The organism is Desmonostoc muscorum LEGE 12446, assembly GCF_015207005.2.
GTDB classification, from domain to species: Bacteria; Cyanobacteriota; Cyanobacteriia; order Cyanobacteriales; family Nostocaceae; genus Nostoc; species Nostoc muscorum.
On sequence record NZ_JADEXS020000001.1, the window covers coordinates 1,320,791 to 1,346,570 of the forward strand.

Below are 25,780 nucleotides of genomic sequence, written 5' to 3' on the forward strand. Positions count from 1 at the left end.
TGGCGATTTATTAATGTTTGAAAATGTTCGCCACATTTTGTTAGTAATAAAATGTTCAAACCTTTACCAGATCTGGATTTCAATATTAGGGAATTATTTTTGTGATTCCCAGTTTAATGGAAGAGGGGTAAGTATGTAGGCGCGAATATTTATAACTATGTAAATAAAAATTAAGCGTAGGGTGTGTTGTCGCCAAGCGCTGCATCACCAACAATTCAAGGTGCGTTAGCCTACGGCATAACACACCCTACGGTTAATTTTTATTTCTAGGACTTACGCACTGTACAAATGCATCGTGATGTGAATTAACGATGCTCCCGGTTGTTTCAGGCTTTTGTTAATTATCCTGCGATGCCTACGGCGGTAAACTACGTAAATAGACCATGTTGTAGGGGCACAGCAATGCTGTGCCCTTAGGAAAGATGTGGTTTTTAACCTTGCCCATATTTGGCATTTCTTGTCAATGCGTAAGTCCTAATTTCTTCATATACATTGAATTTTTCTCGCCCACTTACTTACTTAGTAATAAATCATTGACTTTGCCACACGTATTTTCGCAGCAATCGCTTCCGTTCTGGTGGCGGCTAGACTATGGCTTCCGTCCCTCGAACTTCTCACTGAAATTTTGCTCCATCATTTCGCAAAATCCAAAATTGTCTGACTTCTTTTTCCATAGAAAAAGCTCAAGCATTGCTGCCTGAGCTTTTTCCAGATTAAACTAACTTAGTTATGTCTATTTGGTTTAGTAGCGGTTACGGTTGTAGTTACCGCCGCCCCGGTTACCACCACCGAAGGAGGAGCCACCTCTGTCTTCTCTGGGCTTGGCTTTATTTACCTTGAGGTCACGACCCAGCCATTCAGCACCATCAAGAGCTTCAATGGCAGCTGCTTCTTCAGCATCTGAACTCATTTCCACAAAACCAAAACCGCGCAAACGACCTGTTTCACGGTCAGTAGGTAGCTGGACACGCTTTACAGTACCATATTCTGCAAACACAGCACTCAGCGCATCTTGTGTAACTTCATAAGAGAGGTTACCTACGTAAATCGACATGAAATATCTCCAAAATCATAAGTATGTAGAGATTTAGATTTCGGAGAGAAGTCTGTAATACTAAAAGGAGAAAGCCTGTCAATACTAAGAACAAACACTGTCGCCGAATTAATTCTCATTTCACTCCCCATGATGACACAACAATAAACTTTCTGGCGTCAACTTTGAAAAACTGTTATAAAAATTTATGTTAACTAGCTTAGTGCTGGTGTGAGGGTGGCGAGTGGGGGCAAAGGGGCAGAGGAGAATAAGTAATAACCAATGACAACAAAACATTAATGCACTTGACAAACTACTAAAAATACTAGTAGATTTAGTAGAATCAAGCTGTTATCTAAAAACAAGGATAATTACATTTAATACCATCCATGTTCAAAACATGGGAAAAAAGCTTCATATCTTCGGATAAAGCCAGTTTTCTCCTGTGGGTAGATTACAGAAAACTGAAAAATATTTATACTACGTTTATAATTGATTAGCTGCAAGAAGATTGTCTACCTCTGTATAACAAGTAGAGTGGTGAGAACTTTTGAACTTTTATGGGAAAACAGTAATTTTCTGAACACAGAAACTTTCTGTTGGACAGCTTATTGATTCTCGCCATTTTTTATTAATCATATCTCTCAGAATTACTTGGGAAAACACGGCTGTTTAATCCCAAAGGCTCGTCCATAGGAGCAAAAATAAATGATTTTGGACATAAATTAAGCCGCAGAAACAGGTGAAAATGACAGATTTTGTAACCGATACCCAGCTAATTAATATCGATTTAAATTCAGTTGTGAAGACTGAGGTAGCGATGCCTGCGGGGCGCTGCGCCTATGCAGATGTCGAAAATAGACTTGTGGCAAAAAGCAGTTGTGGAAAAGGTGGAAACAGCGAAAATTATTTTTTTGCCTCTAGTTGTTTGAGGAGTTTATTAATACCCTGTTTGGTAGGCATAGGGCTACTAACAGCGAGCTGCGGATCGCTGCCGAAGGAATCAGCTGAGGCACAATCTCAGAGTCCTGGTGGACGGGCACAGGGTGGCGGTGGAACACCCGTAGATGCGGCGATCGCTCGAACAGACTTATTGCAAACACAACCAGAATACACAGGTAATACAACACCCTTTCGGATTGTGTCAGTGCGATCGCAAGTTGAAGCACGGCTGTTGGCTTTGAATCTAGATGTGGGCGATACAGTTACCCAAGGGCAGAACGTCGGGCAATTAGATGATGCCATACTTTTGACTGAATTAAAGCAAGCAGAAGCAGAGCTAGCAGCGCTGAAATCAGAAGTAGCCAGGGCAACCAATCAGGTAAGTAATGCCCGTGCTGACGTGGAGCGGGCGAGGCTAGAAGTGGTACAAGCCCAGGCAGACTCAAAACGGCAACAGGATCTATTTAAAGCTGGAGCGATCGCTCAACAAGCTGCTGAACAAGCGCGTACCCAGGCACAAACAGCCGCTCAGGCATTGCGGGCAGCTCAAGAGCAAGTTCGTACAGAACAACAAGCCGTGGCAGCTGCTCAAGGCAGAGTGTTGGCACAACAGGCTTTGGTTGCCCAAACCAAAGAACGCAGATCTTACGCTCGACTGACATCGCCCATTACTGGCGTAGTTACAGAAAAAGTCACAGAACCAGGCAATCTTTTGCAAGCAGGTAATGAAGTCTTAAAAATTGGCGACTTTAACCGGGTGAAAGTCGTCGTGCAAGTTTCCGAATTAGAACTGGCACAAATTCAGGTTGGACAATCTGTAAAAGTCCGCTTAGATGCTTTCCCCACTGAAACATTAATTGGTAGAGTAGCGCGGATTTCCCCAGCTGCCGATGCTACCGCTCGCTTGATACCTGTAGAGGTAGTAATTCCCAACAGTGACGGCAAAATTGGCAGTGGACTACTGGCGCGAGTCAATTTTGAAACCCAAACAACACAGCGGGTAGTAGTGCCGCAAATAGCTATTCAGAAACAAGCGGGGCAGCAGAAAAGCAACAGAGCAAACACAGAAAACCAAACTGGAACCCTATTTGTTCTCAGTGATGCAGAAGGCAAAGCGAAAGTAGCGACGCGTGCTGTCACCTTAGGAAAAAGAGCTGATGGCAAAGTGGAAATTTTATCTGGCTTACAACCAGGAGAACGCTATGTTGTTCGCAGTGGTAAGCCATTAAAAGAAGGTGACACTGTAAGTCTTTCAGTTCTTTCAGAAAAGTAATAGTAGGGTGAGTAATAACACCATACCAATGAAAAAAGTACTTAGTAGTCAGCACTTAGCACTTAGCACTTAGCATCATGCAACAAGCAAATAATAATAACAGCAATAGCGGATTTAGTCTAAGTACGATCGCTATCCGCCAACACATTGGTACACTCATGCTCACCGTGGCAGTGATTGTCATTGGGGTATTTTTTCTCACAACTATCCAAGTGGATCTCCTACCGTCAATTACCTATCCACGAGTTAGTGTCAGGCTAGAGGCACCTGGTATTTCTCCAGAAGTAGCAGTGGATGAAATCACCAGACCCTTAGAACAAGCTTTATCGGCAACAGAAAATGTAGTACAAGTATTCTCTCGCACCCGTGAGGGACAGGTAAACCTGGATTTATACTTCCAACCAGGGGGCGATATTGACCAAGCCCTAAACGATGCGACTGCTGCTTTTAACCGAGGCCGAGGACAACTGCCAGATACGATAGAGGAGCCGCGCTTATTTAAAGTCGATCCCTCCCAATTGCCAGTTTATGAATTGGCACTGACATCTGCTTCGTTGCCAGGTAAAGATCTACGCGTATTTGCGGATGAAGAGTTAACGCGTGAACTCAGTGTTATCCCCGGAGTTGCCTCAGTTGACGTATCTGGTGGTGCTGAGGAAGAAGTACGAGTCCTTGTTGACTTAAACCGATTGCAAGCTTTGGGTGTAGGGTTAAATAATGTATTAGATGAATTAACAGCCCGTAACCAAGATACTTCCGGTGGTCGGATTTTGGGGGAAAATTCCGAGCCATTGACTCGAACCGTAGGACGTTTCCAAAATGCCAGTGAAATTGAAAACCTCTCGTTGGAAGTTTCCTCTTCTTCTTCCACTACCACTGCTACCACCCCTGCACCTTCCCGCCGCGTTTATTTGCGAGACTTTGCTGAGGTAATTGACGATACAGAGGAGCAGCGAGTATTCGTTTACCTGAATCGTCAGCCTGCTGTGAAATTTTCAGTCCGAAAGCAGCCTGAAGCCAACACAATCACAGTTGTAAATGCTGTGAAGCGGCGAATTGAACAATTACGGCAATCGGGTTTAATTCCAGCAGACATGAATTTGAGTCCCACCACAGATGAATCTGTCTTCATCCGCAATTCTTTAAATGATGTCATCTTTTCGGGGATTTCTGGGGCATTGTTAGCAGCAGCAGCAGTGTTGTTATTTTTAGGATCGTTTAGGCAAACATTGATTATCAGTTTGACGATTCCGCTATGTACTCTAGCGGCGATCGCTTTGATGAAAATATTTGGCTTAACTTTGAATGTTTTTAGTTTAGCAGGTCTGACATTAGGAGTTGGTCAAGCAATTGACACATCGGTTGTGATCTTAGAGAACATTTCCGAAAAAACAGGTATGACTCCCAATCAGAAAGAGATGGAGGCAGAGGGACAAAGGAGAAATTCAAAATTCTTTATTGACGCAGCCATTAATGCTTCCCAAGAAGTTGAATCTGCTTTAGTTGCTGCTACAGGTGCCAACTTAGTTTCTGTAGTGCCATTCCTCTTAATTGGCGGCTTTATTGCACTGCTATTTAATGAACTGATTTTGACAATTAGCTTCGCAGTTGCAGCATCCCTTGTGGTTGCGATTACAGTAGTGCCGATGCTGTCTTCTCGACTATTGGGAATTTCCTGGTCTAGTCGAATCAGCGAATTTTGGTTGCTTAGACAGTTTAATCATCGATTTGAAGATGCTACGCGGGGATATGGTAATTTCTTAACCAAAGTTTTACGCTATCGGCTCCTGGTAGTTACCGCTGCTTTGTTAATTTTAGGCGGCAGTAGTTTCTTGATGTTTGGTCAAATTCCCCAAGAAATTTTACCCCGCATCAGTACCGGACAAGCTACCTTGAGAGCGCAGTTTCCTGCCGGTACACCTTTAGCAACTTCCCAAAAAGTGATGCAAATTGTCGATGACATTTTGCTCAAACAACCAGAAACCGAGTCTGCTTTCACAACTGTTGGTGGTAATTTATTTGGCAGCAACACTACAGAAAATCCTTTACGTGCCAGTAGCACCATCAATCTTAAACCAGGCACAAATGTCGAAGCCTTCGTCAAAAAAGTAACTCCGGAATTTAACAAACTCAACTTAGCAGGAATTCTGCTGCGTCTCAATCCTGGTCAGGTACGGGGTTTAATCTTGAGTAATTCTCCAGTGCAAGGGTCGGATGTTGACGTGATTTTGCAAGGCGAGAATGAAGAAAACTTAACGCAAGCAGGCGCCCAAGTGCTGGAAGCATTGCAAGAAAGGGCAAAATTAGCAACATTCCGACCAGATGCCGACCCCCGACAACCGGAAATCCAAATTCGCCCGGACTGGGAAAGGGTTTCGGCTTTAGGATTGAGCGCTCAAGAAATTGGTGCAACAGTCCAGACAGCAATTGAAGGTTCAGTTCCTACACAAATTCAACGCGGTAATCGTTTAGTTGATGTGCGGGTGCAGCTAAATAAAGAAGCTATTGCGCGTCCTTCCCAGTTAGAGCAATTACCGCTATTTACAGAAAATAATCAACTAATCCGCCTTTCAGATGTTGCAAACATTCAAGAAGGTCAAGCGCCTGGTGAGGTGCAACGGATTAATCAGCGCCAAGCTTTCATTGTGGCAGGTAATCTCAGCGAGGGAGCTAGTCTTGGTGAAGCCATAGCGGAAGTCAATGAAATACTTCAGGACGTAGACTTACCTGATGGTGTCTCAATTGTGCCTAGTTCTGCCCAAGAAACTAATCAGCAACTTCAGGATGCTTTAAAAACTTTGGGGGCGTTGGCGACGTTCTTAATCTTTGTAGTGATGGCGGTGCAATATAATTCGCTGATTGACCCGTTAGTAATTATGTTTACCGTACCCCTGGCGTTAGCTGGGGGAATTTTTGGACTTTACATTACCCAAACTGCAATTGGCGCAACTGTAATTGTTGGTGTGGTGCTGCTGGTGGGAATTGTGGTGAATGCGGGGATTTTGATGGTGGAACTGGCAAACCAAATTCGGGATGAAGTTGGTTGTACTCGCCAAATTGCCATCATGAAAGCTGCTCCTCAACGCTTGCGCCCAATTATGATGACTACAGTCACCACTATTTTGGGACTGTTCCCTCTGGCATTAGGCATTGGCGAAGGTTCTGAGTTTTTGCAGCCTTTAGGGATTGTAGTTTTCTTTGGGATGGCGATCGCAACAATGCTGACGTTGTTTATCATCCCTTGTTTTTATGTCCTACTCCACGATTTGCTGGGTGGAAATTGGGTAAAGCCACTGTTAATCCGGTTGCGTGGATTTAAGAAAAAACTTATTTCCATCACTGATAAGGATTAAAAATTACACTAGAATTCAGAATTCAGAATTCAGAATTCAGGAGTCAGAATAGTCTCAAAGCTAAGAATAGAGACTTAGATGGTGTACTTCACGCTTGTTGAAATCGGCTGTAGATTTTTTTCACGCCCTGCGCGTTGAAATTTAAATTAATTTGATGTGCCAACGAGATCTTTTCGTTGGCACATTTTTTCTTGGACTAGTACAACCCGACTGATATCATGTCCGGTTAAAAACTTATTGTTTAGACTGACACGGGGACGGGGAGAAATTTGAATGATAAGTGATTACCCGGACATGATATGACTCCCCATGCCCAATTTTTAAATATGAAGACTAGACCGTAATGCTTAAAATCTTAAGCAATATTACTTATTGACAAATGTTTTATCTTGTAAATCCATTATTAATGGTCAACACATCTGCTCTAACTTAGATTTTTTATAAAGATTGCGTGAAATTACTAGTAATGGTGATAAAGCAATATAAGAATTGCTTTATAAATCAACCTATGGGTAGATATCAAATTAGTAAACAAACATAGATTAACTGTTATTTAGGTAGCAAGTAGATAGCAGTTAAACAATGAATCTTAACTGTTTGATTTGGCTCAGGCGGTATACATAGCATTCTGTCAATCAAATATGAAGAGGACGGAAAATGACTAAAATAGCAACCAAAATAGCCTTGTCTGTTCTAGGAGCAGCAGGAATTAGTTTTTTATCTTTGACACCAGCAAAAGCCGTCATCTTGGTAGAACCCATCGTGACTACTGTAAATGAAGCGATATTGGAAACGAGAACCCCAAGAACCCTTGGAGCAGATATTCTACCAGGGCAAATAATAGAATATGGTGTTCCAGATCGAGCGAATAACTTGCTAAATTCTACAGGAAATGATGTAGGCAGCTTGGTCTTTGACTTACAAACGCTGTTTTATACTAATCCAGATTCTACTCCAGCATTTGATAATGAGCCGGTGCAGTGGGGAGATGTTGATGGAGATGGCAAGATTGGTTTCTCTAGTGTTCCTGAACTCAAAGATATCTTTGCAAACGTTACCGTCAAAGACAACATTTTGACTTACAGTGGTGGTGTAATCGCAGATGGAACCATATTTTTCAATCGATTTGCTACCCAGCCCAATTTAACTCCAGGTGGTGGAATCATTCCACCAATACCAGAAGATCAAGTGGATAGAGATGGGCCTATCAGAGTGGGTGCTTATTACACCGCCATTCCTGAAACAACTAGTGTTTTGGGTGTACTAATGTTTGGTGCTTTGGGTGTAGCTTTAAAAGTAAAGCGATCGCTGCACTGTTAACGCCTTAAATCATCATACACCGCCAATGTTTCCTGATGAACGCGGGCAACGCTCAACCTTTCTAGGTTTTGATTTGCCCGATATTTCCATTCTTGCAGCATATCAGCATTACTCAGTAATTGTACTAAGACTCCAGCCAAAGCCTGACTATCTTTTACTGGTACTAAAAGACCTGCTTGCCCATTATCCAAAGCTTCGGGAATTCCATCTACCTGAGTACCAACGATGGCAACTCCAACTTCTCTTGCTTCTGAAAGCACCAGAGGACAAGGGTCACGGTGAGAAGCCAGCACAAATATATCACAAGATTTGAGGTAGCGTTGGGGTTCTGGTTGGAAGCCTTCAAAATGAATGCGTTTTGCCACAGAAGTTGCCCGTGCCTGTGCCTCAAATAGCTGTTTATCAGGGCCATTGCCTACCAAATAAAGATGCGCTTGGGGAAAATTTGAGGCAATTTGCTCAAAAGCAGCGATTAACTCGGCAATTCCCTTGCGTTGATACATGCCGGCTACAGTGGCGATCGCCGGACGTTGTAACATTAAAGGTTGATAATCCCGTATTTGTCGGTTGCGGGGACTGCCCAGAGTTCCATTACATACCACCCGTAACTTGTTTTCTGGGACACCCCGCCGTGCCATAGAATCTCGCACAGCCTGACTAACGGCAATTACCCTGTCAGCTAAACCCATCAGCACGCTAGCACGCTGAAATTCATTGTGTACCGTGGAAACTAAAGCATAACGGTTTTGAAAAAGGCGTGCTAGTAAGACTCCCGTCATCATGTGTGCATGAACGATATCGGGTTGGAATCCTGCTGCTAGCGATCGGTAACCAATAGCTGCTTTAATCATACTTATTGGTTTGCGAGTTTGGTCTAGTTCGTAATGTTTAACACCAAAATTTTTGAGTAATACCTCGTATTCACCACCAGCAGAAATAACCGCCACCTCATGACCAGATTTTGCCTGTAAACAAGCCAAATCCACAGCCACATTCACAATCCCGTTACCTATTTCTTGAACGTGGTTCAAAATATGTATAATTCGCATAATTTTGGAGATATGTATAAAAAATAAAGACAAGTAACTGAGTATAAATAAACATAATTACTGAATCTTCAAAGACAACTCAAAATTAGCCAGTAGCTTGTAAAAATCACAAATTACTACTGACCAATAGCGCTTTTCATCAGCTACTTAGCTTTAAAGACTTATTCAGTAACGGTTTAATAAATCGGGATAAAAGAAGATAAGAATTAGCTAAAATCTGGATGATACCGCTTCCAAAAATTATCGTGCTGTGCCAGTAACGTAAGTCCTGTTAAAGCTAATATAACACCAGAGAACTAACAATATTTATGGAATGAATAACCGACCAACCCCCTGATACTGCTCAATGTCTACAGCAATCTCAATCAGGCGGTCAACACATCGTTCTCGATAATCAGCTTCACTAAGGCGATCGAGGCTCCCAATTGTTAATACTGGGAACGAATTCTCACTATTCTCCTCACGCATAACCTGTTCAAGCGAATCTTCGCCCTTCATATTTCGGTTAGCCGTAAGGATCGGCATCTGATGTTCTTGAGCATAACGCCAGACTGCGCGATCGCTACTTTCCATCAACAGTCCAACCTCTCTAAAAGTGACAAATTGGATAGATATGAATTCAAGCCACCCCAGTTTTGTCAATATACCGAGAAAAATAAGCGCGTAGCCGTCTAGATTGTAGTCAACCAAGAAAGTCATTGCTTTTGTGCTGCACTTCGTCTTGCTTTCTGTTCCTCAAGTTTTGCCCAAATCGCTTCCTTCCCAGGCTTACGCGGCATTGCTGCAATCCTTTGCAGTCGTTCGCGGTTACGATCTTCCCAATATTGGCGAATTTCTTCTCTAGTTTGAAGAACTTCCTGGTATTCAGCCTCGATCTGAGCCTGATTTGCCTCAATGTACGACAAAGCTGCATTAATTTGTGCATCCGTGAGATTGAACGTGTCACGAATTAATTTAGGAGGATAATGAGCCTTCAGGAGATCGATCGCATCATAAAGGCTAATGCGTGTACCGGCGATCGTTAGCCCTCGTTCTGTGCGGATGATGGCTACCTGTTCATCAGATGCTGAAGTCATAACCACCTTGCCTCTGAAAAAGATTGCCTCTTCATTTTAACTTGAGCAGTGGCGGCGGCGATCGCTCTGTCACTTTTCATTCAACCAGTGAAAATAGCGACTCGGACATCATCGATTTTTATGATTTCAACTAAGTGATTCTAACCCGCTCAATATCTGACGAAATGATTGGGCGGGTAAAAACTTTATTGGTGTCTAATTATGGTAGATAAAACTCAAGCACTCAAAGTCCAAAAACTCATTTGTGTCAGCCCTGGAACAAACAATAACAAATATTGGTGCGGTTATGTAATGCCCAATGGGGAATTACTGGTAGAGTACGGACGGGTAGGAAATACACCCCGAACTCACATTTATTAGTTATCTGACAGCAACTTAACTGTATCTATTTGGATTGTTATTAGCCGCACGGCAGACCTCGCTATGTTCATCTTGTGCTAGCTGGACTAACACATCAACTGGTGTTTCCAAAAATTTGGCAACGTGAAGGCGTATCATACTATCTTTGTCATTCGCTAAGTTGCTTAACAACTGCTGAGATAGACTACTGGGTGTATTTGGGTTAATAGCAGTGTGAAAGCGTACCTTGCTATTCTTGTCATCTGCTAACTTGACTAATGTATCAATGGGGGTATTAGGATTTATGGCAACCTCAAGACGGACATTGCTATCTATATCCGCTGCTAATCTGCTCAAGATTTGAGGCGACAGACTAGGATAGGTAGCTACCCAAGCACGTTGTTGACTGCTACCTTCAGCTAACTCGATTAATTTATGCATTAATCCGTCATGCTCAGGAGTATTTGGATTAACTGAAGCATAAAAACTGACATCAAGGTTAATATCATAGAGCAATTCGGCTAGTAAATCTCTAGGCGTAGCTACATTTTTTGCAGCATCAAATCGCGCCTCGACAGATTGATGTTTCGCTAACTTGGTTAATGCAATAGTTAACGCGTCTTGAGGTATGTTGGGATGCTCGACAACGCACCTGAGTACTACTTCATCATTATTATCCTGTGCTAGTTGAACTAACGCATCACTAGGTGTACTAGTGTTTTGAGCAACTTGCACACGCACATCGATATATTCGCTTTGCGCGAGACTCTTTAACACAGAATCGGGTGTGTTTTGGTTCTTTGCCACTCGGTAGAGTACACCTCTATCGCTGTCGTTAGACAACTTGACCAACACATCACTAGGTGTATTTGGATTCCCAGCCACTCCATCACGTAGACGATTATCGTTGCTGTCTGCTAGGTTGACTAATAGATCGCTGGGTAGACTAGGATTTGCAGCGACGTTCATACGCACACTGTTGTTTATATCCTCAATTAATTGGATCAATGTTTCAACAGGGGTATTGGGGTTCTCAGCAACATCATCCCGAATTCGCCAATCTTCATCCTTTGCTAATTGAATCAGCACATCAATAGGTGTGTTGAGATTTTCCGCAACATTGTTGCGAATACACCAATCTTCATCAGTAGCTAAACTGACCAGTGCATCGCTAGGTGCATTAGTGTGGCGAGCAACGTTCAAGCGAACATTGCGGTTTTCATCGGTGGCTAATATGCTTAATATCTCCTGTGGGGTGTTCCTATTGCCAGCAATGCTATCGCGTACCATGTGGTCTTCATCACTGGCAAGTATTGCAATACTTTCTTTGGGTAAATATGGATTATGGGCAATATATTCACGAAGCCACTTGGCTGGCTGTTGAGCCATCCATATTTGCCAGTGAATAGGTAAAGGCTCATCTCTTAAAATGTTGCCCGGACACTTATGACAAAGATCCGTGAAAAATTCACTGTTCTCTTCTAAGGTAGAAAGACTGATAGTTCGGTCATCAAAAACTTGCATTGGAGATTCCGCAAAGAGTTCTCTAAACGTATGTTTTTCGGCAGTAGAATACATACTTCCCCGATCGCTCGTTGGTAAGATTTGGGAACCAATGGTTCCCATTTGGCATTTTATAATGAAATAGAAAATAAATTTTAATGAGGTCAAAAATATGACACACTCTTCACCAGAAAGAATAGTGAGACGTGGGAGAGTATTTCCGGAAATTCAATGGACAGATGCACAAAAAGCTCAAGACAAAGCCAGAAGACAGGCATTTTATGAGCGTTGTTGGGTGATTTTTGAGCGTTTAAAACCAGAAATACTAGATAAATACTATGGTTGGTATATTGCCATTGAACCTGATAGTGGGGATTATTTTATCGATGAGGATAAAGAAGTAGCAAGTAAAATGGCCAGAGAAAAATATCCTCATGTGATTCATCATATTTTTGGCATTAATGAAACCGGAGTTAGTGGCACAATATGATTGAGGGAAGATTTGGAAAAAATGGACAAATTTATTTTGAAATTGATTTAATTGGTAAGGATGGTATTAGTTTTCCTGTAGAAACAATGTTAGATACAGGATTTACTGAATTTTTAGCCATGAACAAACAAGATGTACAAAGTCTTGATTGGGATTTTTTAAATCAAGATAAATTAAGAACTGCTCAAGGAGAAACTGAATTTGATGTTTCTAGTGGCAGGGTAATAATAGATGCTCAAGAGTGGGAAATTCCCGTATTTGCTGGAGATGAAATCCAGGAAATTTTACTAGGTTCTCGATGGCTGAAATTATTTATATTAGTCGCTAATTATAGTCAAAATATAGTAAGTTTAGAGTTAATTTAATCAAAAGTTTCTACATAGAGACTTGTTATGACTCCTGATTCCTTGAGGTTGGTTTACTTCTTTAGAGAATCGCTCTTACTTGCACTCTGCCACAAGCCTTACGGAAGACAGAAATTAAAGCTATAGTACATAAATACTAAAAAATGGCGATCGCCCTGTGCCAGTTGCGTAAGTTCTGTAAGTGTTTTTTCAAATTTAGAACTTACGCATGACAGAAAATTGTTTGACTCTAAATTCTGAATTCTGAATTCTGAATTCTCTTATATCACGATTCAATCAACACAAATTTACGAACTTCAGAATTGTTTCCCTGAGTGCGGCGTGATAAAACCGCAGTTACCAAAAACTTCCAAGACTGAGGTGAAATTGCAGACGGTTCAAACATTGAAACAAAACTTTTGATATTTTTTTGCTTCAGTGCTACCAAAATCCAATGTAGTTTTAGGTAGTTTTTGATATCCTGAAAACGGGGAATCTTGAGGCGATGTTGTTCATTTACTAAAGCGTAAATTTTTTCTTTCATTAAGATATTTGTCGCCAATCGTCGAGATAAAGAAAACTTTTGATTATACGCACCAGGCCAGATAGTCCGGTAAGCAAGACACTGATTTAAGAAAATAGCATCGCCATACTGAGCGATCCGAATCCAGGAATCGATATCATCACAGTTAGCATCGAGTGTAGAATCCCAACCACCAGTTTTGAGAAAAGCATCACGTTGACAAGCTACTTGTGCAGGTGTGCCAAATGGTACAAGTTCCAAAAGCATACCGTAGTGAATATCAGCTTGTGGGATATAAAAAGCTAAACCGGGGCCAACTTGGGGAGTGCGAGAAAGTTCAACTTCATTGGCATCTACTTGAGCCGCCACACAAGAGCAGATTACAGCATCGGGACGAAGTGCGATCGCCTTAGTTATTTCTTCTATACAATTGGCAGCTAGATAATCATCATCATCGAGAAACTTAATCCAGTCACCAGTAGCTTTAGCAACTCCAGCATTTACCGTCGCTGCATGACCAAGGTTAACTTCGTTACGATAATAAACAACCTTATCGCCTAAACTTTGGACATAGGTTTGGGTGTCATCATCAGAACAGTCATCAGCAACAACCACCTCACACTCCATTGTTTGGTTACAAGCCGAATCAATGGCTCTTTTGAGCAAATCCAAGCGATTATAAGTAGTAATGACGACGCTAAATTTCATAAATTCATACCTGTGGTACCGCATTTTGCAATATAGCTTCCATTTCCAGGCTGTTGTATCAGTAAAATTATCAATGTCCAACAGGTAGACTGAAATAGGATTATCGATTTATGATTGATGATCGTGAGTTTTTTAAGCAGACAGAAAGACTATGAGCGCTCAAGAGATTATCCGCTCGATTGAAGCGGAACAACTAAAATCAAACCTGCCCGACATTTATGTGGGCGACACGGTAAAAGTAGGAGTGAAAATCAAAGAAGGCGAGAAATACCGCGTACAACCCTACGAAGGAGTAGTAATTGCCAAGCGCAATGGTGGCATCAACGAAACTATTACAGTCCGCAAAGTTTTTCAAGGCGTGGGCGTTGAGAGAGTATTTCTGTTGCATTCTCCCCGGATTGACAGCATCAAAGTCATGCGTCGCGGTAAAGTACGCCGTGCTAAGTTGTATTATCTCCGCGATCGCGTCGGCAAAGCAACCCGGATCAAACAACGCTTTGACCGTCCTTTGTAGTTCCCCTTCTAAAAGTATGGGAGAAATCTCAAGCGGCATCTGCCGCTGACTTGTTTTCTCAATGAAATTGATGTATGATAAAAATCTCGTCTTGCGTTAAACTAAGATTTAGTTCAGCGCAATGACTGAATCAAAAACAGCTTGTGCGCTCTTAGTTCAGTTGGTAGAACGCAGGTCTCCAAAACCTGATGTCGGGGGTTCAAGTCCTCCAGGGCGCGCTCAAGAGCAAAAAACAAAGCCCGAAATAATTACGCAAGCTGCTAAAATAGCAGTTAGTGCTAATATTTTCGGGCATAGCTATTGCATTTGCAGCTGTTTTGCTTCCAGTAAGTGGAATAAAGTCGAAGCTGCAAACCAGGACGACTGAATTTTAGATTTTAGATTTTAGATTTTGGTGAAGCAGCGCGGTCTTGGGGGTTTCCCCCATGAGTGACTGCACCAAGCCGAAGGGATTGATAAAAAATCTAAATAAACGGACAAACTAAAATCTCAAGTTGAGCGTCCTTGCCCTCAATATGGGTAAATCTAAAATCCAAAATCCAAAATTGAGTAACAAACGGGGGATAAACGGCCGTGGCCAAAAAAAGTGAAGCAGAATTGCCAGAAACCACAAACGGGTTTAGCTTCGGCAACTTCATACAAGGAATCAAAGAAGAACTTGAAAAAGTAGTTTGGCCTAGTCGCAAACAGATAGTGAGCGAATCCGCCGCCGTATTGTTAATGGTGGCACTCTCGGCATCTTTGATATACTTGGTCGATGGATTATTTGGTTGGGCAGCAAAACAGGTGTTCTAATGAGTTTTGCAACAGATGAACCACGCAACTCAATGTTGCAGTCAGAGGAAACAGCAGAAGCAGCAGAAGCAGCGTCAAAAGAAGCACGCTGGTATGCTGTGCAGGTTGCCTCAGGCTGTGAAAAGCGTGTAAAGACTAACTTAGAGCAGCGTATTCAAACTTTTGATGTCGCTGACAAAATTATCCAGGTGGAAATTCCCCACACACCAGCGGTGAAAATCCGCAAAGATGGTAGCCGCCAGCATACAGAAGAGAAAGTTTTTCCTGGCTATGTGCTGGTGCGGATGATGATGGATGATGATACCTGGCAGGTGGTACGAAACACGTCTCATGTCATTAATTTTGTTGGTTCAGAACAAAAACGTGGCAGCAGTAAGGGTCGCGGTCATGTCAACCCCATACCACTGAGTGCTTCAGAAGTAGAGCGCATCTTCAAGCAGACCAGTGAACAAGAGCCGGTCGTTAAAATTGATATGGCTAGTGGTGATAAGATCATGGTGCTTTCTGGTCCATTTAAAGACTTTGAAGGCGAGGTGATTGAAGTCTCTCCAGAGCGGAGTAAGCTTAAAGCCTTGCTCTCGATTTTTGGTAGGGATACACCAGTAGAATTGGAATTTAATCAGGTAGAAAAACAGAGCTAAATACAAATGGCGAAGAAAGTAGTGGCGGTCATTAAACTGGCCTTGAATGCTGGAAAAGCCAACCCAGCACCGCCAGTAGGCCCCGCCTTGGGTCAACACGGCGTCAACATCATGATGTTCTGCAAAGAGTACAACGCCAAAACAGCAGACCAAGCTGGAATGGTGATACCTGTAGAAATTTCGGTTTTTGAAGACCGGAGTTTTACATTTGTACTCAAGACGCCACCAGCGTCAGTACTGATTCGCAAGGCAGCGAAAATCGAAAGAGGCTCCAATGAACCCAACAAAAAGAAAGTTGGTAAAATCACGAGAGCGCAATTGCAAGAAATAGCCCAAACCAAACTTCCTGACCTCAACGCCAACGACATAGAAGCGGCGATGAAAATTGTGGAAGGAACCGCTAAAAATATGGGTGTAACAGTCACGGATTAAAAAAGTTATGAGTTATGAGTTATGAGTTATGAGTTATGAGTTATTGATATTTAACTCCTCACTCCTCACTCCTCACTCCTCACTTTCAACTTCTTACTCCAAAATCCAAAATCCAAAATTGTATCGGGGGAGAAGCACAGCTTCGGAATTACCCCAGGAGAGAAAAATGACAAAAAAAGTATCGCGTCGCCTACAGGCGCTACAAGACAAAGTAGAAGACAGGGACTATGAACCTTTAGAGGCTTTAGCCCTTTTAAAAGACACAGCAACAGCTAAATTTGCCGAAGCTGCCGAAGCACACATCCGGCTGGGAATTGACCCCAAGTATACAGACCAACAGTTGCGGACAACGGTAGCACTGCCCAAAGGTACAGGACAAATCGTCCGAGTGGCGGTGATTGCTAGAGGTGAAAAAGTCACAGAAGCAACAAATGCTGGTGCTGATATCGCCGGTTCAGAAGAACTAATTGACGATATTCAAAAAGGCATGATGGACTTTGACAAGCTGATTGCCACACCTGATGTGATGCCACAGGTAGCAAAATTGGGTAAATTGCTTGGTCCTCGTGGTTTGATGCCATCGCCCAAGGGTGGAACGGTGACATTTGACATCGCAAGTGCGATCGCTGAATTCAAAGCTGGTAAATTAGAATTCCGAGCTGATCGAACTGGCATTGTGCATGTTATGTTTGGTAAGGCAACCTTCTCGCCTGAAGATTTGTTAGTCAACCTGAAGGCGTTGCAAGAAACAATCGACCGTAACCGTCCTTCAGGAGCTAAAGGTCGTTATTGGCGCACATTTTATGTAGCAGCTACAATGGGGCCATCTATTAAAGTTGATATCAGCGCTCTACGAGATTTGAAACTAAGCGAAGCAGCATAAAAGGGACTGGGGACTGGGGACTGGGGACTAGGGACTGGGAAAGAGTTTTCTTAGTACCAACAAATAAAACCTATTACCCAATACCCAATCCCCAATCACCAGTACCTAATTGAATAGGCAAAGCCGGAGACAGCAGGTGCTAATAGCTTAATATCCTGCCGAGGTTAAAACTCTAATTGCCAGAATTACCACCCACAAAGGTGTGATAACTATGGCGTCAGGAGTCTTACTACTTAACCCCGGCTATGTCAGCTGGGGTTTGTTGTTTTGGATTTAGTTGAGAAAAAATGCACAAGTAGAGAAATCGCTGATTGTTTTGAGGAGGTGAGATTGGAATGGGTAGAACGCTAGAAAATAAAAAAGAAATCGTAGCTGACCTCAAAGAAACTTTGAGTGAGTCAACTCTGGCACTGGTAATAGAATATCAGGGGCTAACGGTTGCTGAAATTACCGATTTACGGCGGCGGCTGCGTCCCAGTGGCGCTGTTTGTAAGGTAACTAAAAACACCTTGATGGGCATTGCCATTCAAGACCAGGAAAAATGGCAGCCATTATCAGAACTGCTCAAAGGTTCTTCAGCTTTTTTGCTAGTCAAAGAAGATTTTTCATCTGCGATTAAGGCTTACCAAGACTTCCAGAAAGCCACCAAGAAGACAGAACTTCGCGGCGGTGTTATGGAAGGTCGCCTACTCAAAGAAACGGATGTCAAGGCTCTAGGAGACTTGCCATCTAAGGAACAACTCATGGGTCAAATTGCTGGGGCAATCAATTCCTTGGCTACCAAGATTGCTGTGGGTATCAACGAAGTTCCCGGTTCACTGGCTCGTGCTTTGCAGGCTGTGGCCGACGCAGAAAAAGGTGATAGCACCGAAAGTACTGCCGAATAAAGTTAGTGGTTCATGACTAATGACCAATAACTAAATAAATAATCACGCATAACAGGAGTTATATCAATGTCCACCGCAACCGATGATATTTTGGAAAAACTCAAAGGCTTAACTTTGCTGGAAGCTGCTGAGTTAGTCAAGCAAATTGAAGAAGCCTTTGGTGTGAGTGCTGCTGCACCTGTTGGCGTAGCGTTCGCCGGGCCAGGCCCAGGCGTCGTTGCTGCGGAACCAGTAGAAGAACAAACCGAGTTTAACGTCATTCTCGAATCAGTTCCCGCTGATAAGAAGATTGCCGTACTGAAGATTGTACGCGAATTGACCGGTCTGGGTCTGAAAGAAGCTAAAGACTTGGTGGAAGCTGCGCCTAAGGCTGTTAAGGAAGCTATTGCTAAGGATGCTGCTGAAGATGCTAAGAAGCGCATCGAAGAAGCTGGCGGTCAGGTGACTATTAAGTAGTCACAATTACGTTACTTGTTTTTCATTAAGAAGCCTGAGTTAGTCAGGCTTCTTTTTTTGGCGTTGGTTAAACTTGAATACGGTTCGGTTAAGGTTTTTTGATGAACATTCTACATTGCAAAGACGCGATAAATCGCGTCTCTACAATAATTAATTTTTCGTAGAGATGGCGATTTATTGCGTCTCTTGCTTTAACCGAACCGTATTGAGTTAGCTTTAAGTCAGCTTCCAACAAACGGCATTCGTTATGCGTTAAGAGAAACTGATGGACAAATTATTACCACGGCATGATTGTTTACGATGTTGAAAGTGAGCTGATTGTTGAATGGAAAAAATAGTACGATATCGTCAGATTGTACAACAAATGCTTGCAGAATATGGTAAGCAGAAACCTGCTTACGGTAATATTGAAGTTGAGACAATTTTTGATACGGAACGCGACCATTATCAAATTGTTTATTTAGGCTGGGAAGGTCAGGACTGGGTACACAGTTGTATACTCCACATTGATATTAAAGGTGGTAAAATTTGGCTGCAATGGAATGGTACTGAAGACGATATTGCAGCTGATTTGGTGAATGCTGGAGTTCCAAAGGAAGATATTGTTTTAGGATTTCAGTCGCCATTTATGCGACAGTTTACGGAATATGCTGTGGGTTAAAATTGAGGTTATAAATGAAGGATATTTGCGTTATTTACGTCAATACATAGCATTATTTGGCATAGCTAATTATTCATTTGAGTTTGTAAATTTACTGGAATGCTGGTATTACCCAAAATCCAGTCAAATTTTTATTAATTCGCCTTCTGTTGCCATACCTCAAGCCGTTGCTTCAGAACTTTTGAATTGTGCAATAGTTTTTAGTTCCTCTTCTTCTTCCTTCAGAACATAGTAGAGTTCCCAATTCTGTTGGAGGTTTAACCAAAACTCTGAACTATTCCCAAAAAATTTTGCTAACCGTAATGCTGTACTAGGCGTAATACCCCGCTTTTGATTTACAACCTCATTAATTCGCTGATAAGGAACATGAATTGCATCTGCAAGTTCTCTTTGTGATATTCCCATTGGTTCTAGAAAATCTTTGAGTAATATTTCACCGGGATGTGAGGGTGGTCTATTTTTTGGAACCCTTGGTGTCATTAGCATCAAAAATGTCTTCAGTTGCTTTGTCCTTAAACGATACTATCATAATTAGCACGATGACACAGTTATCATGCTATCAGAAAATAAACTATAAATTTTAAGCGATCGCCTTACCTATTCACTACAAGCTGATAATTGTAGTGGGCAAGCTGTACATCTTGGTAGCATTGAGTGAAGTACCCGTCAGGAATGGAGCGAGGGCGATGTACGCAAGCGTCACACAACCACTGACTTTTCAAGAGTTTCTTGTCTGGGACGATGGTTCAGGCAGAGAGTTTGAGTTATTGGATGGAATTCCTGTGCCGTTATCAGAACCAAATGCAAATCATGAAGATTTGATTGAGCTGCTGTGTGCCTACTTAGAAAATCACTGCCAAGAAAATGGACTACCTTATGTGTCGCGCCAGTCCAAGCAGGTTCGGCTCAAGACAGCACCACCAGAAAAGGAAAAAAGCCGGAAAGCTGATATTGTCATATTTGCAAAAGAAGAATGGCAGAGGATGAAAACTAGCTCTAGTTCTGCTGCTGCATATATTCCACCACCGGGAATCATTGAGGTTGTTAGCAACAACTGGAAGGACGACTATCTGACAAAACTTGCTGAATATGAGGACTTGGGCGTTTTAGAGTATATCATTGTGGACTATGCTGCTTTTGGTGGTATTCGGTTTATTGGCTCTCCCAAACAGCCAACTATTACAATCTACCAACTTGAAGATGGAGAGTATTTACCCGCAAAGGTGTTTCGAGGGCAAGAGCGAATTGATTCTAGATTGTTTCCAAACATTCCTTTAACGGCTGAACAGATTTTTGCAATGAGTCGCTGATTAGTAACGAAGAAATTTATTCTAATCGTCTTCTTGCCACAATTGCCCAATGGTAAGTAGTCGGACAGAATTAATTACAGGCGTTGCATAAATGCGGGATGAATTGAGATTTTTGATAAAGGCTAAAGGTGGATTCTTTGCGTCTTTGCGCCTTTGCGTGAAGTAAAAATCATCCCCAGATTCAGCAATGCCTAATTACACAATGTCATTGCAAATGGAGCGTTCGCGGTAGCGTCTCGTAGAGAAGCGGAATGAAGCAATTCGCTTGCGGCTGTGATTGCTTCTCTTCTCTACGAGACGCTAAAAGCGAACGAGACGCTCCGCGAACGCGACCCTCGCAATGACTGTAAATATTTTTGTCCATCTACTTAATCAAATGTGGTGTAGCTAGCTTTTCAAGCCTGTTGCCTGTTCCCTGCTATATCTAAGTTGCAAGCCGATGCATCAAAGGTGCAGGTCAATGCATCAAAGGTGCAAGCCGATGCATCAAAGGTGCAAGCCGATGCATCAAAGGTGCAAGCCGATGCATCAAAGGTGCAGGTCGATACATCAAAGGTGCAAGCCGATGCATCAAAGGTGCAGGTCGATGCATCTGGCGTTGCAATACTGCTCGGATAAGCAGGGGAGGCAGGGGAAGCAGGGGAAGCAGGGGAGGCAAAACTCAACGCCAGCCCCCATTTCTCCCCCTGCTCAAGAACAGCTTGCCTCAACCAAGAAATTCCTTAACCGAGCAGTATTGTCTGGCGTTGCACCAGCAAGCTAGTAGGCTGGACAAACAGTTGCCCAGCCCATACAGTAAACCTCTTGCTACGCTTGAACAATAAAGTCGTTAGCCGTCAAAGCCGGCGCACCAGTCAAAGTTGCAAATTGACCACCACTGCCAAAACCAGGCAAGATGCCATTTTGGTTGTAGAACAAACGCCCATTTACAGCATCGTAGACAATTTTGGCGCTGCTAATGCCCTCCAAAATCGTCAACTGGAATAAGTCCAAACCAATACTTTTAAAATCACCTGCATTACTGAAACCATTCCCCGGATTAGAACTAATGACACTAAAGGTTGTCTTATCCAGAACAATCTTGTCACCTTGGGATCTGTTGAAGTCAGTAATAGTATCTACACCAATAGCAGAACCGTTAAAAACAGCACTGGTATTGTAAAGGAATCTGTCAGCACCAGTTCCACCAGTGAGTACGTCATTGCCAGCACCGCCAACGAGAGTATCATTCCCAGCACCACCGATGAGGGTATCATTTCCAGCACCACCACGCAAATGATCGTTGCCACTCTTGCCGTCGATTTTGTCGTTACCTCCCTGGCCATTAATCACATCGTTGGAATTGTCAAAACCAGAGATGTTGTTATTGAGGTCATTAAGGAATGTGACTGTATTTTGCCGCCCAATGCTAGTAGGATTAGCGTTGGCATCAATCACATCAAAGCTGTCAGTGGGGCTGGTCTGTCCGTCAAACAGGATATTGGCTAAAGCAGGTCTTGTACCAGATGCTGGCAAGTTATCCAGGTTTTGTAATTGGAAGTTTTGCAAGATAACTTTGGTATTTACAACGTCTTCAAAGGTAACTTCCAAATTATTACCATTTTGAGTTAGTTGTAGATTTTTGGCAGTTAAGGCAGTACCAGTAAATTGCAAAGTGTCAACATTAGCAATCACCGCCGCTGATGGATTTGACCCAGTACCCACACCGCCAAAATCGGTAATGGTATCAGTACCATCGCCAGTACGAATCACAAATGTGTCTTTACCACCGCCACCAGTCAGGGTATCATTACTAGCCTTACCATCGATAATGTTGTTGCTGGCTGTGCCTGTGAGGGTATCTGGATTTGGAGTTCCCGTCAGGTTAAGGGGAGTGATACTCAGGTTAAAGATATCACTGACGCTAGCAAGAGCAGTGTCGGTGGCTGTAACTTTCACGTTGATATTGCCCACATTTGCTGCTGTGGGTGTACCGCTGAAAGTGCGGGTGGTGGCGTTAAAGGTTAACCATGAGGGTAGAGGGTTACCGTTATCTAAAGTGGCTGTGTAGGTTAAGGTGTCGCCTAAATCGACATCAGCAAAGGTGTTGGCGGGAAGGGTGAAGTTGAAGACACTGTTTTCTATGGTAGTTTTGTCTGCGATCGCATTTACTACAGTTGGGGCATCATTAACATTAGTCACCGTCAGGTTAAAGGTATCGCTCACACTAGCGCTGCTGCTATCGGTGGCGGTGACTTTAATGGCGATCGCACCCACATTATTATTAGTAGGAGTACCGCTAAAGGTGCGAGTAGTCCCATTAAAGCTTAACCAACTGGGTAAGGCGTTACCGTTGTCAAGGGTGGCGGTGTAAGTTAATGTATTTCCTGCATCAACATCAGTAAAGGTATTAGCCGGAACAGTGAAGTTGAAGGGGCTATCTTCAGCAGTGGAGGAGTCAGCTAGAGCATTTGCCACAGTTGGCGCATCATTAACGCCGTTGATAGTCAAGTTAACTGTTGCCGTGCTAGTGCCGCCGTTGCCATTATCACTAGCTGTGTAAGTGAAGCTATCGGTAGCAGTGGCACCCGCAGCCAAAGATTCAAATTGACCGTTGGGGTTGTAGTCCAAAGTACCATTGGCGTTGAGAGACACGGTAGCACCGGAAGCTAAGGTAATTGGTGTAGCGACTGTGATGCTGTTACCATTAATTTTAGTAACACTCAGGCTGTCGCCATTAGCATCGGTGTCATTTACCAAGACGTTGATGTTGACGAGGGTATTTTCATTACTTGTGGCAGTATCGTTGGCGGCAACAGGGGGGATGAAAGGTGATTCATAAGCGCCAATATCCACCGTAGCGCCAATGGTGCGAGTTATACCCCGTTGGTCAGTGGTGACACCCACAGGGATGAGGGTATTGTCTCCCGCGTTGATAGCAGCCGAACCGGAAACTATAGCGTGAGTGAAAGTGGCACCGCCGTTGTCGGCGAGAGAGGCGATGACTTGGTTAATATTGGTAATGCCAGCCGAGGCAAAGGTGATATCGCTACCAGTGCCGATGCTGCCAGATGCGCCAGTCAAGCTACCGATGAGGTTGTTGCCATTGCCTGTGACTGCACCCGCAATATCCGGGGCTTCGTTACCAGAATCGAAGTTGCCGGCGATGATCGTGTTTTGAACAATAACAGTACCACCATTATTGAATACACCACCGCCGTCGCCACTGCCATTGTTATCGAAATCAGCAGTGTTATTGGTAATAGTAGTGTTGATCAGGGTTGCTGTACCCGATATACTGATACCACCGCCATCTCCAAATGACCTATTGCCAGAGATAGTAGTGTTGAGCAGGGTTGCTGTACCCGATATACTGATACCACCGTTAGATCCTCCAGTATTGTCAGAGACAATGCTGTTAGTTAGGCTAAGAGTACTAGTAGTACCATTATTTTCGATGCCGCCTGTAACAGCCCCACTATTGTTAGAGACGGTGCTTCCCGTGACGTTGAAAAGACCTTCGTTGAAAATACCGCCTGTCACAAACCCATCATTGTTAGAGAGAGTGCTATTAGTTAGGCTAACAGTACCATTATTGTAGATGCCGCCTACAAGAAACCCAATATTGTTAGAAACAGTGCTGTTAATTAGGCTGAGGGAGCCTCTGTTCTCAATAGCGCCTACATCTCCTCCATTATTGTTATTGTTAGAGATGATGTCGTCGGATAGTGTCAAGTTTTCTACGTTAAAGATACCAGCACCGACAGTATTATTACTTCCACCCGTAATCGTTAGTCCATTAATTGCTACCGCAATTTGATTGCTACTGCCATCATTGACATTAAAGACAGTAGAGGCATTGTTACCACTAATAATTAGGTTACTTGCCCCTAATCCATTAATAGTCAAGGCATCAGTAATAACTAATTCCCCAGAAGTTAGGGTAATGGTGTCAGGTGTAGCATCAGCGAACACACTACCAGCAAAGGTAATTGTATCTGCACCTGCAAAGGCATTGGCGTTGAGAATCGCTTGCCGCAAGGAACCTTCACCAGAATCGTTGGTGTTGGTGACGACGGTATCGTTGGCAGCGATAGTAACCGTTGCGGTATTGTTGGTACTATCTACCGTGTAACCAGTGCCAGTATCTAAGTTGAGGGTGAGGGTTTCGTCTGCTTCAGCAGCGATATCATTAATAGCAGATAAGTTAACGTCAACAAAGCTTTGTCCAGCAGCAATGGTGACAGTTAAGGTATTACCAGAAACAGTGACGCTACCACCACTGAGGCTATAGTCAGCAGTTGCAGCTGTGCTGCTGCCATCAAGGGTGAGGTTAATTGTTAAATCCCCTGTGCTATCGGTACGAGTGATGCGATAGACACCGTTACTGCCGCCTTCATTGGCTGTGGCAGTTTGTGCGGTGATGCTGACAGTGGGGGTAGAAACTGGTTGATTCTTGAAGAACAGGGTATTGCCGTTCTGATTCCCCACAAAAGCATCCAAGTCCCCATCCCCATCGATATCGGCAAAAGTGGGTTTAGCAGAATTACCCACATCCGTCAATCCGAAGGGATTGGTGGCTTCCAAGGTGAAGGTTGGAGCAGCCGTAGTTCCATTGTTGCGGTAGAACAGGGTATTGCCATCCCCATTACTCACAAAAGCATCCAAGTCCCCATCGCCATCGATATCGGCAAAGGTGGGTGCAGCAATAAAACCCACATCCGTCAGTCCAAACGGATTGGTGGCTTCCAATGTGAAGGTGGGAGCCGTGGCAGTTCCACTGTTGCGGTAGAACAGGGTATTGCCCAGGTTCTGACCCACAAAAGCATCCAAGTCCCCATCGCCATCGATATCGGCAAAGGTAGGTACAGCAAGGAACCCCACATCCGTCAGTCCGAAGGGGTTGGTGGCTTCCAATGTGAAGGTGGGAGCCGTGGCAGTTCCACTGTTGCGGTAGAACAGGGTATTGCCTTCACGATTACCCACAAAAGCATCTAAGTCCCCATCGCCATCGATATCGGCAAAGGTGGGGTCAGCAAAAAAACCCACATCCGTCAGTCCGAAGGGGTTGGTGGCTTCCAATGTGAAGGTGGGAGCCGTGGCAGTTCCACTGTTGCGGTAGAACAGAGTATTGCCGTTGCCCTCACCCACAAAAGCATCCAAGTCCCCATCAGCATCGATATCGGCAAAGGTGGGTTTCGCAGAAAACCCTACATTTGTCAGTCCGAAGGGGTTGGTAATTGGGGCGATAAAATTAGGATCAGCCATG

The 25,780-nt window shown here is 43.4% G+C and carries 24 protein-coding genes, 1 tRNA gene and 1 other annotated feature; of the genes, 16 read left to right on the forward strand and 9 right to left on the reverse strand.

Annotated features, from left to right (window positions below):
- Nucleotides 1-742 precede the first annotated feature (742 nt).
- Nucleotides 743-1,054: an RNA-binding regulator gene (gene rbp / locus IQ276_RS05690; protein WP_193913154.1), complete on the reverse strand. Its 312-nt coding sequence runs from the start codon at nt 1,052-1,054 to the stop codon at nt 743-745.
- Between the two features lie 727 nt (nt 1,055-1,781).
- On the opposite strand from rbp, the gene IQ276_RS05695 reads away from it, so the two are divergent.
- The 3 genes from IQ276_RS05695 (at nt 1,782) to IQ276_RS05705 (ending at nt 7,921) form a co-directional block, all read left to right on the forward strand.
- On the forward strand, nt 1,782-3,248 hold the full coding sequence (locus tag IQ276_RS05695; protein ID WP_228042774.1) for an efflux RND transporter periplasmic adaptor subunit: 1,467 nt from the start codon (nt 1,782-1,784) through the stop codon (nt 3,246-3,248).
- A 77-nt stretch (nt 3,249-3,325) separates the two neighbouring features.
- The gene (locus IQ276_RS05700) at nt 3,326-6,601 is read left to right on the forward strand and encodes an efflux RND transporter permease subunit (RefSeq protein WP_193913156.1); all 3,276 of its coding nucleotides are present in this window, start codon (nt 3,326-3,328) and stop codon (nt 6,599-6,601) included.
- A 657-nt stretch (nt 6,602-7,258) separates the two neighbouring features.
- Complete coding sequence (locus IQ276_RS05705) at nt 7,259-7,921, forward strand: hypothetical protein (RefSeq protein ID WP_193913158.1); 663 nt, start codon at nt 7,259-7,261, stop codon at nt 7,919-7,921.
- Here the strand turns inward: IQ276_RS05705 and IQ276_RS05710 are convergent.
- The 3 genes from IQ276_RS05710 to IQ276_RS05720 form a co-directional block, all read right to left on the reverse strand.
- On the reverse strand, nt 7,918-8,970 hold the full coding sequence (locus tag IQ276_RS05710) for a glycosyltransferase family 4 protein (protein ID WP_193913160.1): 1,053 nt from the start codon (nt 8,968-8,970) through the stop codon (nt 7,918-7,920). The genes IQ276_RS05705 and IQ276_RS05710 overlap by 4 nt on opposite strands.
- A 306-nt stretch (nt 8,971-9,276) precedes the next feature.
- Complete coding sequence (locus IQ276_RS05715) at nt 9,277-9,669, reverse strand: DUF5615 family PIN-like protein (protein ID WP_193913162.1); 393 nt, start codon at nt 9,667-9,669, stop codon at nt 9,277-9,279.
- On the reverse strand, nt 9,666-10,046 hold the full coding sequence (locus IQ276_RS05720) for a DUF433 domain-containing protein (RefSeq protein ID WP_193913164.1): 381 nt from the start codon (nt 10,044-10,046) through the stop codon (nt 9,666-9,668). Before IQ276_RS05720 ends, IQ276_RS05715 begins: the two co-directional genes overlap by 4 nt.
- 201 nt (nt 10,047-10,247) lie before the next feature.
- Here IQ276_RS05720 and IQ276_RS05725 point away from each other — a divergent pair, with 201 nt between their 5' ends.
- Nucleotides 10,248-10,406, forward strand: coding sequence for a hypothetical protein (locus IQ276_RS05725; protein ID WP_193913166.1), 159 nt, complete (start codon nt 10,248-10,250; stop codon nt 10,404-10,406).
- 15 nt (nt 10,407-10,421) lie between these two features.
- Here the strand turns inward: IQ276_RS05725 and IQ276_RS05730 are convergent, their stop codons facing one another.
- Entirely contained in the window at nt 10,422-12,011 is a 1,590-nt protein-coding gene (locus IQ276_RS05730) for a HEAT repeat domain-containing protein (RefSeq protein WP_193913167.1), read from the reverse strand.
- 49 nt (nt 12,012-12,060) lie between these two features.
- Here IQ276_RS05730 and IQ276_RS05735 point away from each other — a divergent pair, with 49 nt between their 5' ends.
- On the forward strand, nt 12,061-12,378 hold the full coding sequence (locus IQ276_RS05735) for a hypothetical protein (RefSeq protein ID WP_193913168.1): 318 nt from the start codon (nt 12,061-12,063) through the stop codon (nt 12,376-12,378).
- Entirely contained in the window at nt 12,375-12,743 is a 369-nt protein-coding gene (locus IQ276_RS05740; RefSeq protein WP_193913169.1) for an aspartyl protease, read from the forward strand. The genes IQ276_RS05735 and IQ276_RS05740 overlap by 4 nt, the downstream gene beginning before the upstream one ends.
- A gap of 265 nt (nt 12,744-13,008) precedes the next feature.
- Here the strand turns inward: IQ276_RS05740 and IQ276_RS05745 are convergent, their stop codons facing one another.
- Nucleotides 13,009-13,953: a glycosyltransferase family 2 protein gene (locus IQ276_RS05745; protein ID WP_193913170.1), complete on the reverse strand. Its 945-nt coding sequence runs from the start codon at nt 13,951-13,953 to the stop codon at nt 13,009-13,011.
- Nucleotides 13,954-14,104: 151 nt separating this feature from the next.
- Between IQ276_RS05745 and rplS the strand changes: the two genes are divergently transcribed.
- The 9 genes from rplS to IQ276_RS05790 all read left to right on the forward strand — a co-directional run bounded on the left by rplS (nt 14,105) and on the right by IQ276_RS05790 (nt 19,222).
- The gene (gene rplS / locus IQ276_RS05750) at nt 14,105-14,467 is read left to right on the forward strand and encodes a 50S ribosomal protein L19 (RefSeq protein ID WP_190879732.1); all 363 of its coding nucleotides are present in this window, start codon (nt 14,105-14,107) and stop codon (nt 14,465-14,467) included.
- A 145-nt stretch (nt 14,468-14,612) separates the two neighbouring features.
- A tRNA-Trp gene (locus tag IQ276_RS05755) sits at nt 14,613-14,685 on the forward strand.
- A 355-nt stretch (nt 14,686-15,040) separates the two neighbouring features.
- The gene (gene secE, locus IQ276_RS05760) at nt 15,041-15,262 is read left to right on the forward strand and encodes a preprotein translocase subunit SecE (RefSeq protein ID WP_190879730.1); all 222 of its coding nucleotides are present in this window, start codon (nt 15,041-15,043) and stop codon (nt 15,260-15,262) included.
- Complete coding sequence (gene nusG / locus IQ276_RS05765) at nt 15,262-15,903, forward strand: transcription termination/antitermination protein NusG (RefSeq protein WP_190879728.1); 642 nt, start codon at nt 15,262-15,264, stop codon at nt 15,901-15,903. Before secE ends, nusG begins: the two co-directional genes overlap by 1 nt.
- Before the next feature lie 6 nt (nt 15,904-15,909).
- Nucleotides 15,910-16,335 carry a 50S ribosomal protein L11 gene (gene rplK, locus IQ276_RS05770; RefSeq protein WP_073640554.1) on the forward strand — a complete coding sequence of 142 codons (426 nt, stop codon included), beginning with the start codon at nt 15,910-15,912 and terminating at the stop codon, nt 16,333-16,335.
- A gap of 166 nt (nt 16,336-16,501) precedes the next feature.
- Entirely contained in the window at nt 16,502-17,218 is a 717-nt protein-coding gene (gene rplA / locus IQ276_RS05775) for a 50S ribosomal protein L1 (RefSeq protein WP_193913171.1), read from the forward strand.
- Nucleotides 17,219-17,323: 105 nt separating this feature from the next.
- Nucleotides 17,324-17,491 (forward strand) — a sequence feature (ribosomal protein L10 leader region).
- A 62-nt stretch (nt 17,492-17,553) separates the two neighbouring features.
- The gene (gene rplJ / locus IQ276_RS05780) at nt 17,554-18,105 is read left to right on the forward strand and encodes a 50S ribosomal protein L10 (protein ID WP_193913172.1); all 552 of its coding nucleotides are present in this window, start codon (nt 17,554-17,556) and stop codon (nt 18,103-18,105) included.
- Between the two features lie 66 nt (nt 18,106-18,171).
- On the forward strand, nt 18,172-18,561 hold the full coding sequence (rplL, locus tag IQ276_RS05785; RefSeq protein WP_193913173.1) for a 50S ribosomal protein L7/L12: 390 nt from the start codon (nt 18,172-18,174) through the stop codon (nt 18,559-18,561).
- A 325-nt stretch (nt 18,562-18,886) separates the two neighbouring features.
- Nucleotides 18,887-19,222, forward strand: a complete 336-nt coding sequence (locus IQ276_RS05790; protein WP_193913175.1) for a XisI protein — start codon at nt 18,887-18,889, stop codon at nt 19,220-19,222.
- A gap of 159 nt (nt 19,223-19,381) precedes the next feature.
- Here IQ276_RS05790 and IQ276_RS05795 read toward each other — a convergent pair whose 3' ends face one another.
- Nucleotides 19,382-19,702: a HigA family addiction module antitoxin gene (locus IQ276_RS05795; protein WP_193913178.1), complete on the reverse strand. Its 321-nt coding sequence runs from the start codon at nt 19,700-19,702 to the stop codon at nt 19,382-19,384.
- Nucleotides 19,703-19,845: 143 nt separating this feature from the next.
- On the opposite strand from IQ276_RS05795, the gene IQ276_RS05800 reads away from it, so the two are divergent.
- Nucleotides 19,846-20,532, forward strand: a complete 687-nt coding sequence (locus tag IQ276_RS05800) for a Uma2 family endonuclease (protein WP_235115468.1) — start codon at nt 19,846-19,848, stop codon at nt 20,530-20,532.
- Nucleotides 20,533-20,989: 457 nt separating this feature from the next.
- Here the strand turns inward: IQ276_RS05800 and IQ276_RS05805 are convergent, their stop codons facing one another.
- Together IQ276_RS05805 and IQ276_RS05815 are read right to left on the reverse strand one after the other, a co-directional pair.
- Nucleotides 20,990-21,136: a hypothetical protein gene (locus IQ276_RS05805; RefSeq protein WP_235115469.1), complete on the reverse strand. Its 147-nt coding sequence runs from the start codon at nt 21,134-21,136 to the stop codon at nt 20,990-20,992.
- Nucleotides 21,137-21,339: 203 nt separating this feature from the next.
- Nucleotides 21,340-25,779, reverse strand: a complete 4,440-nt coding sequence (locus tag IQ276_RS05815) for a beta strand repeat-containing protein (RefSeq protein WP_303740858.1) — start codon at nt 25,777-25,779, stop codon at nt 21,340-21,342.
- Nucleotide 25,780 lies beyond the last annotated feature (1 nt).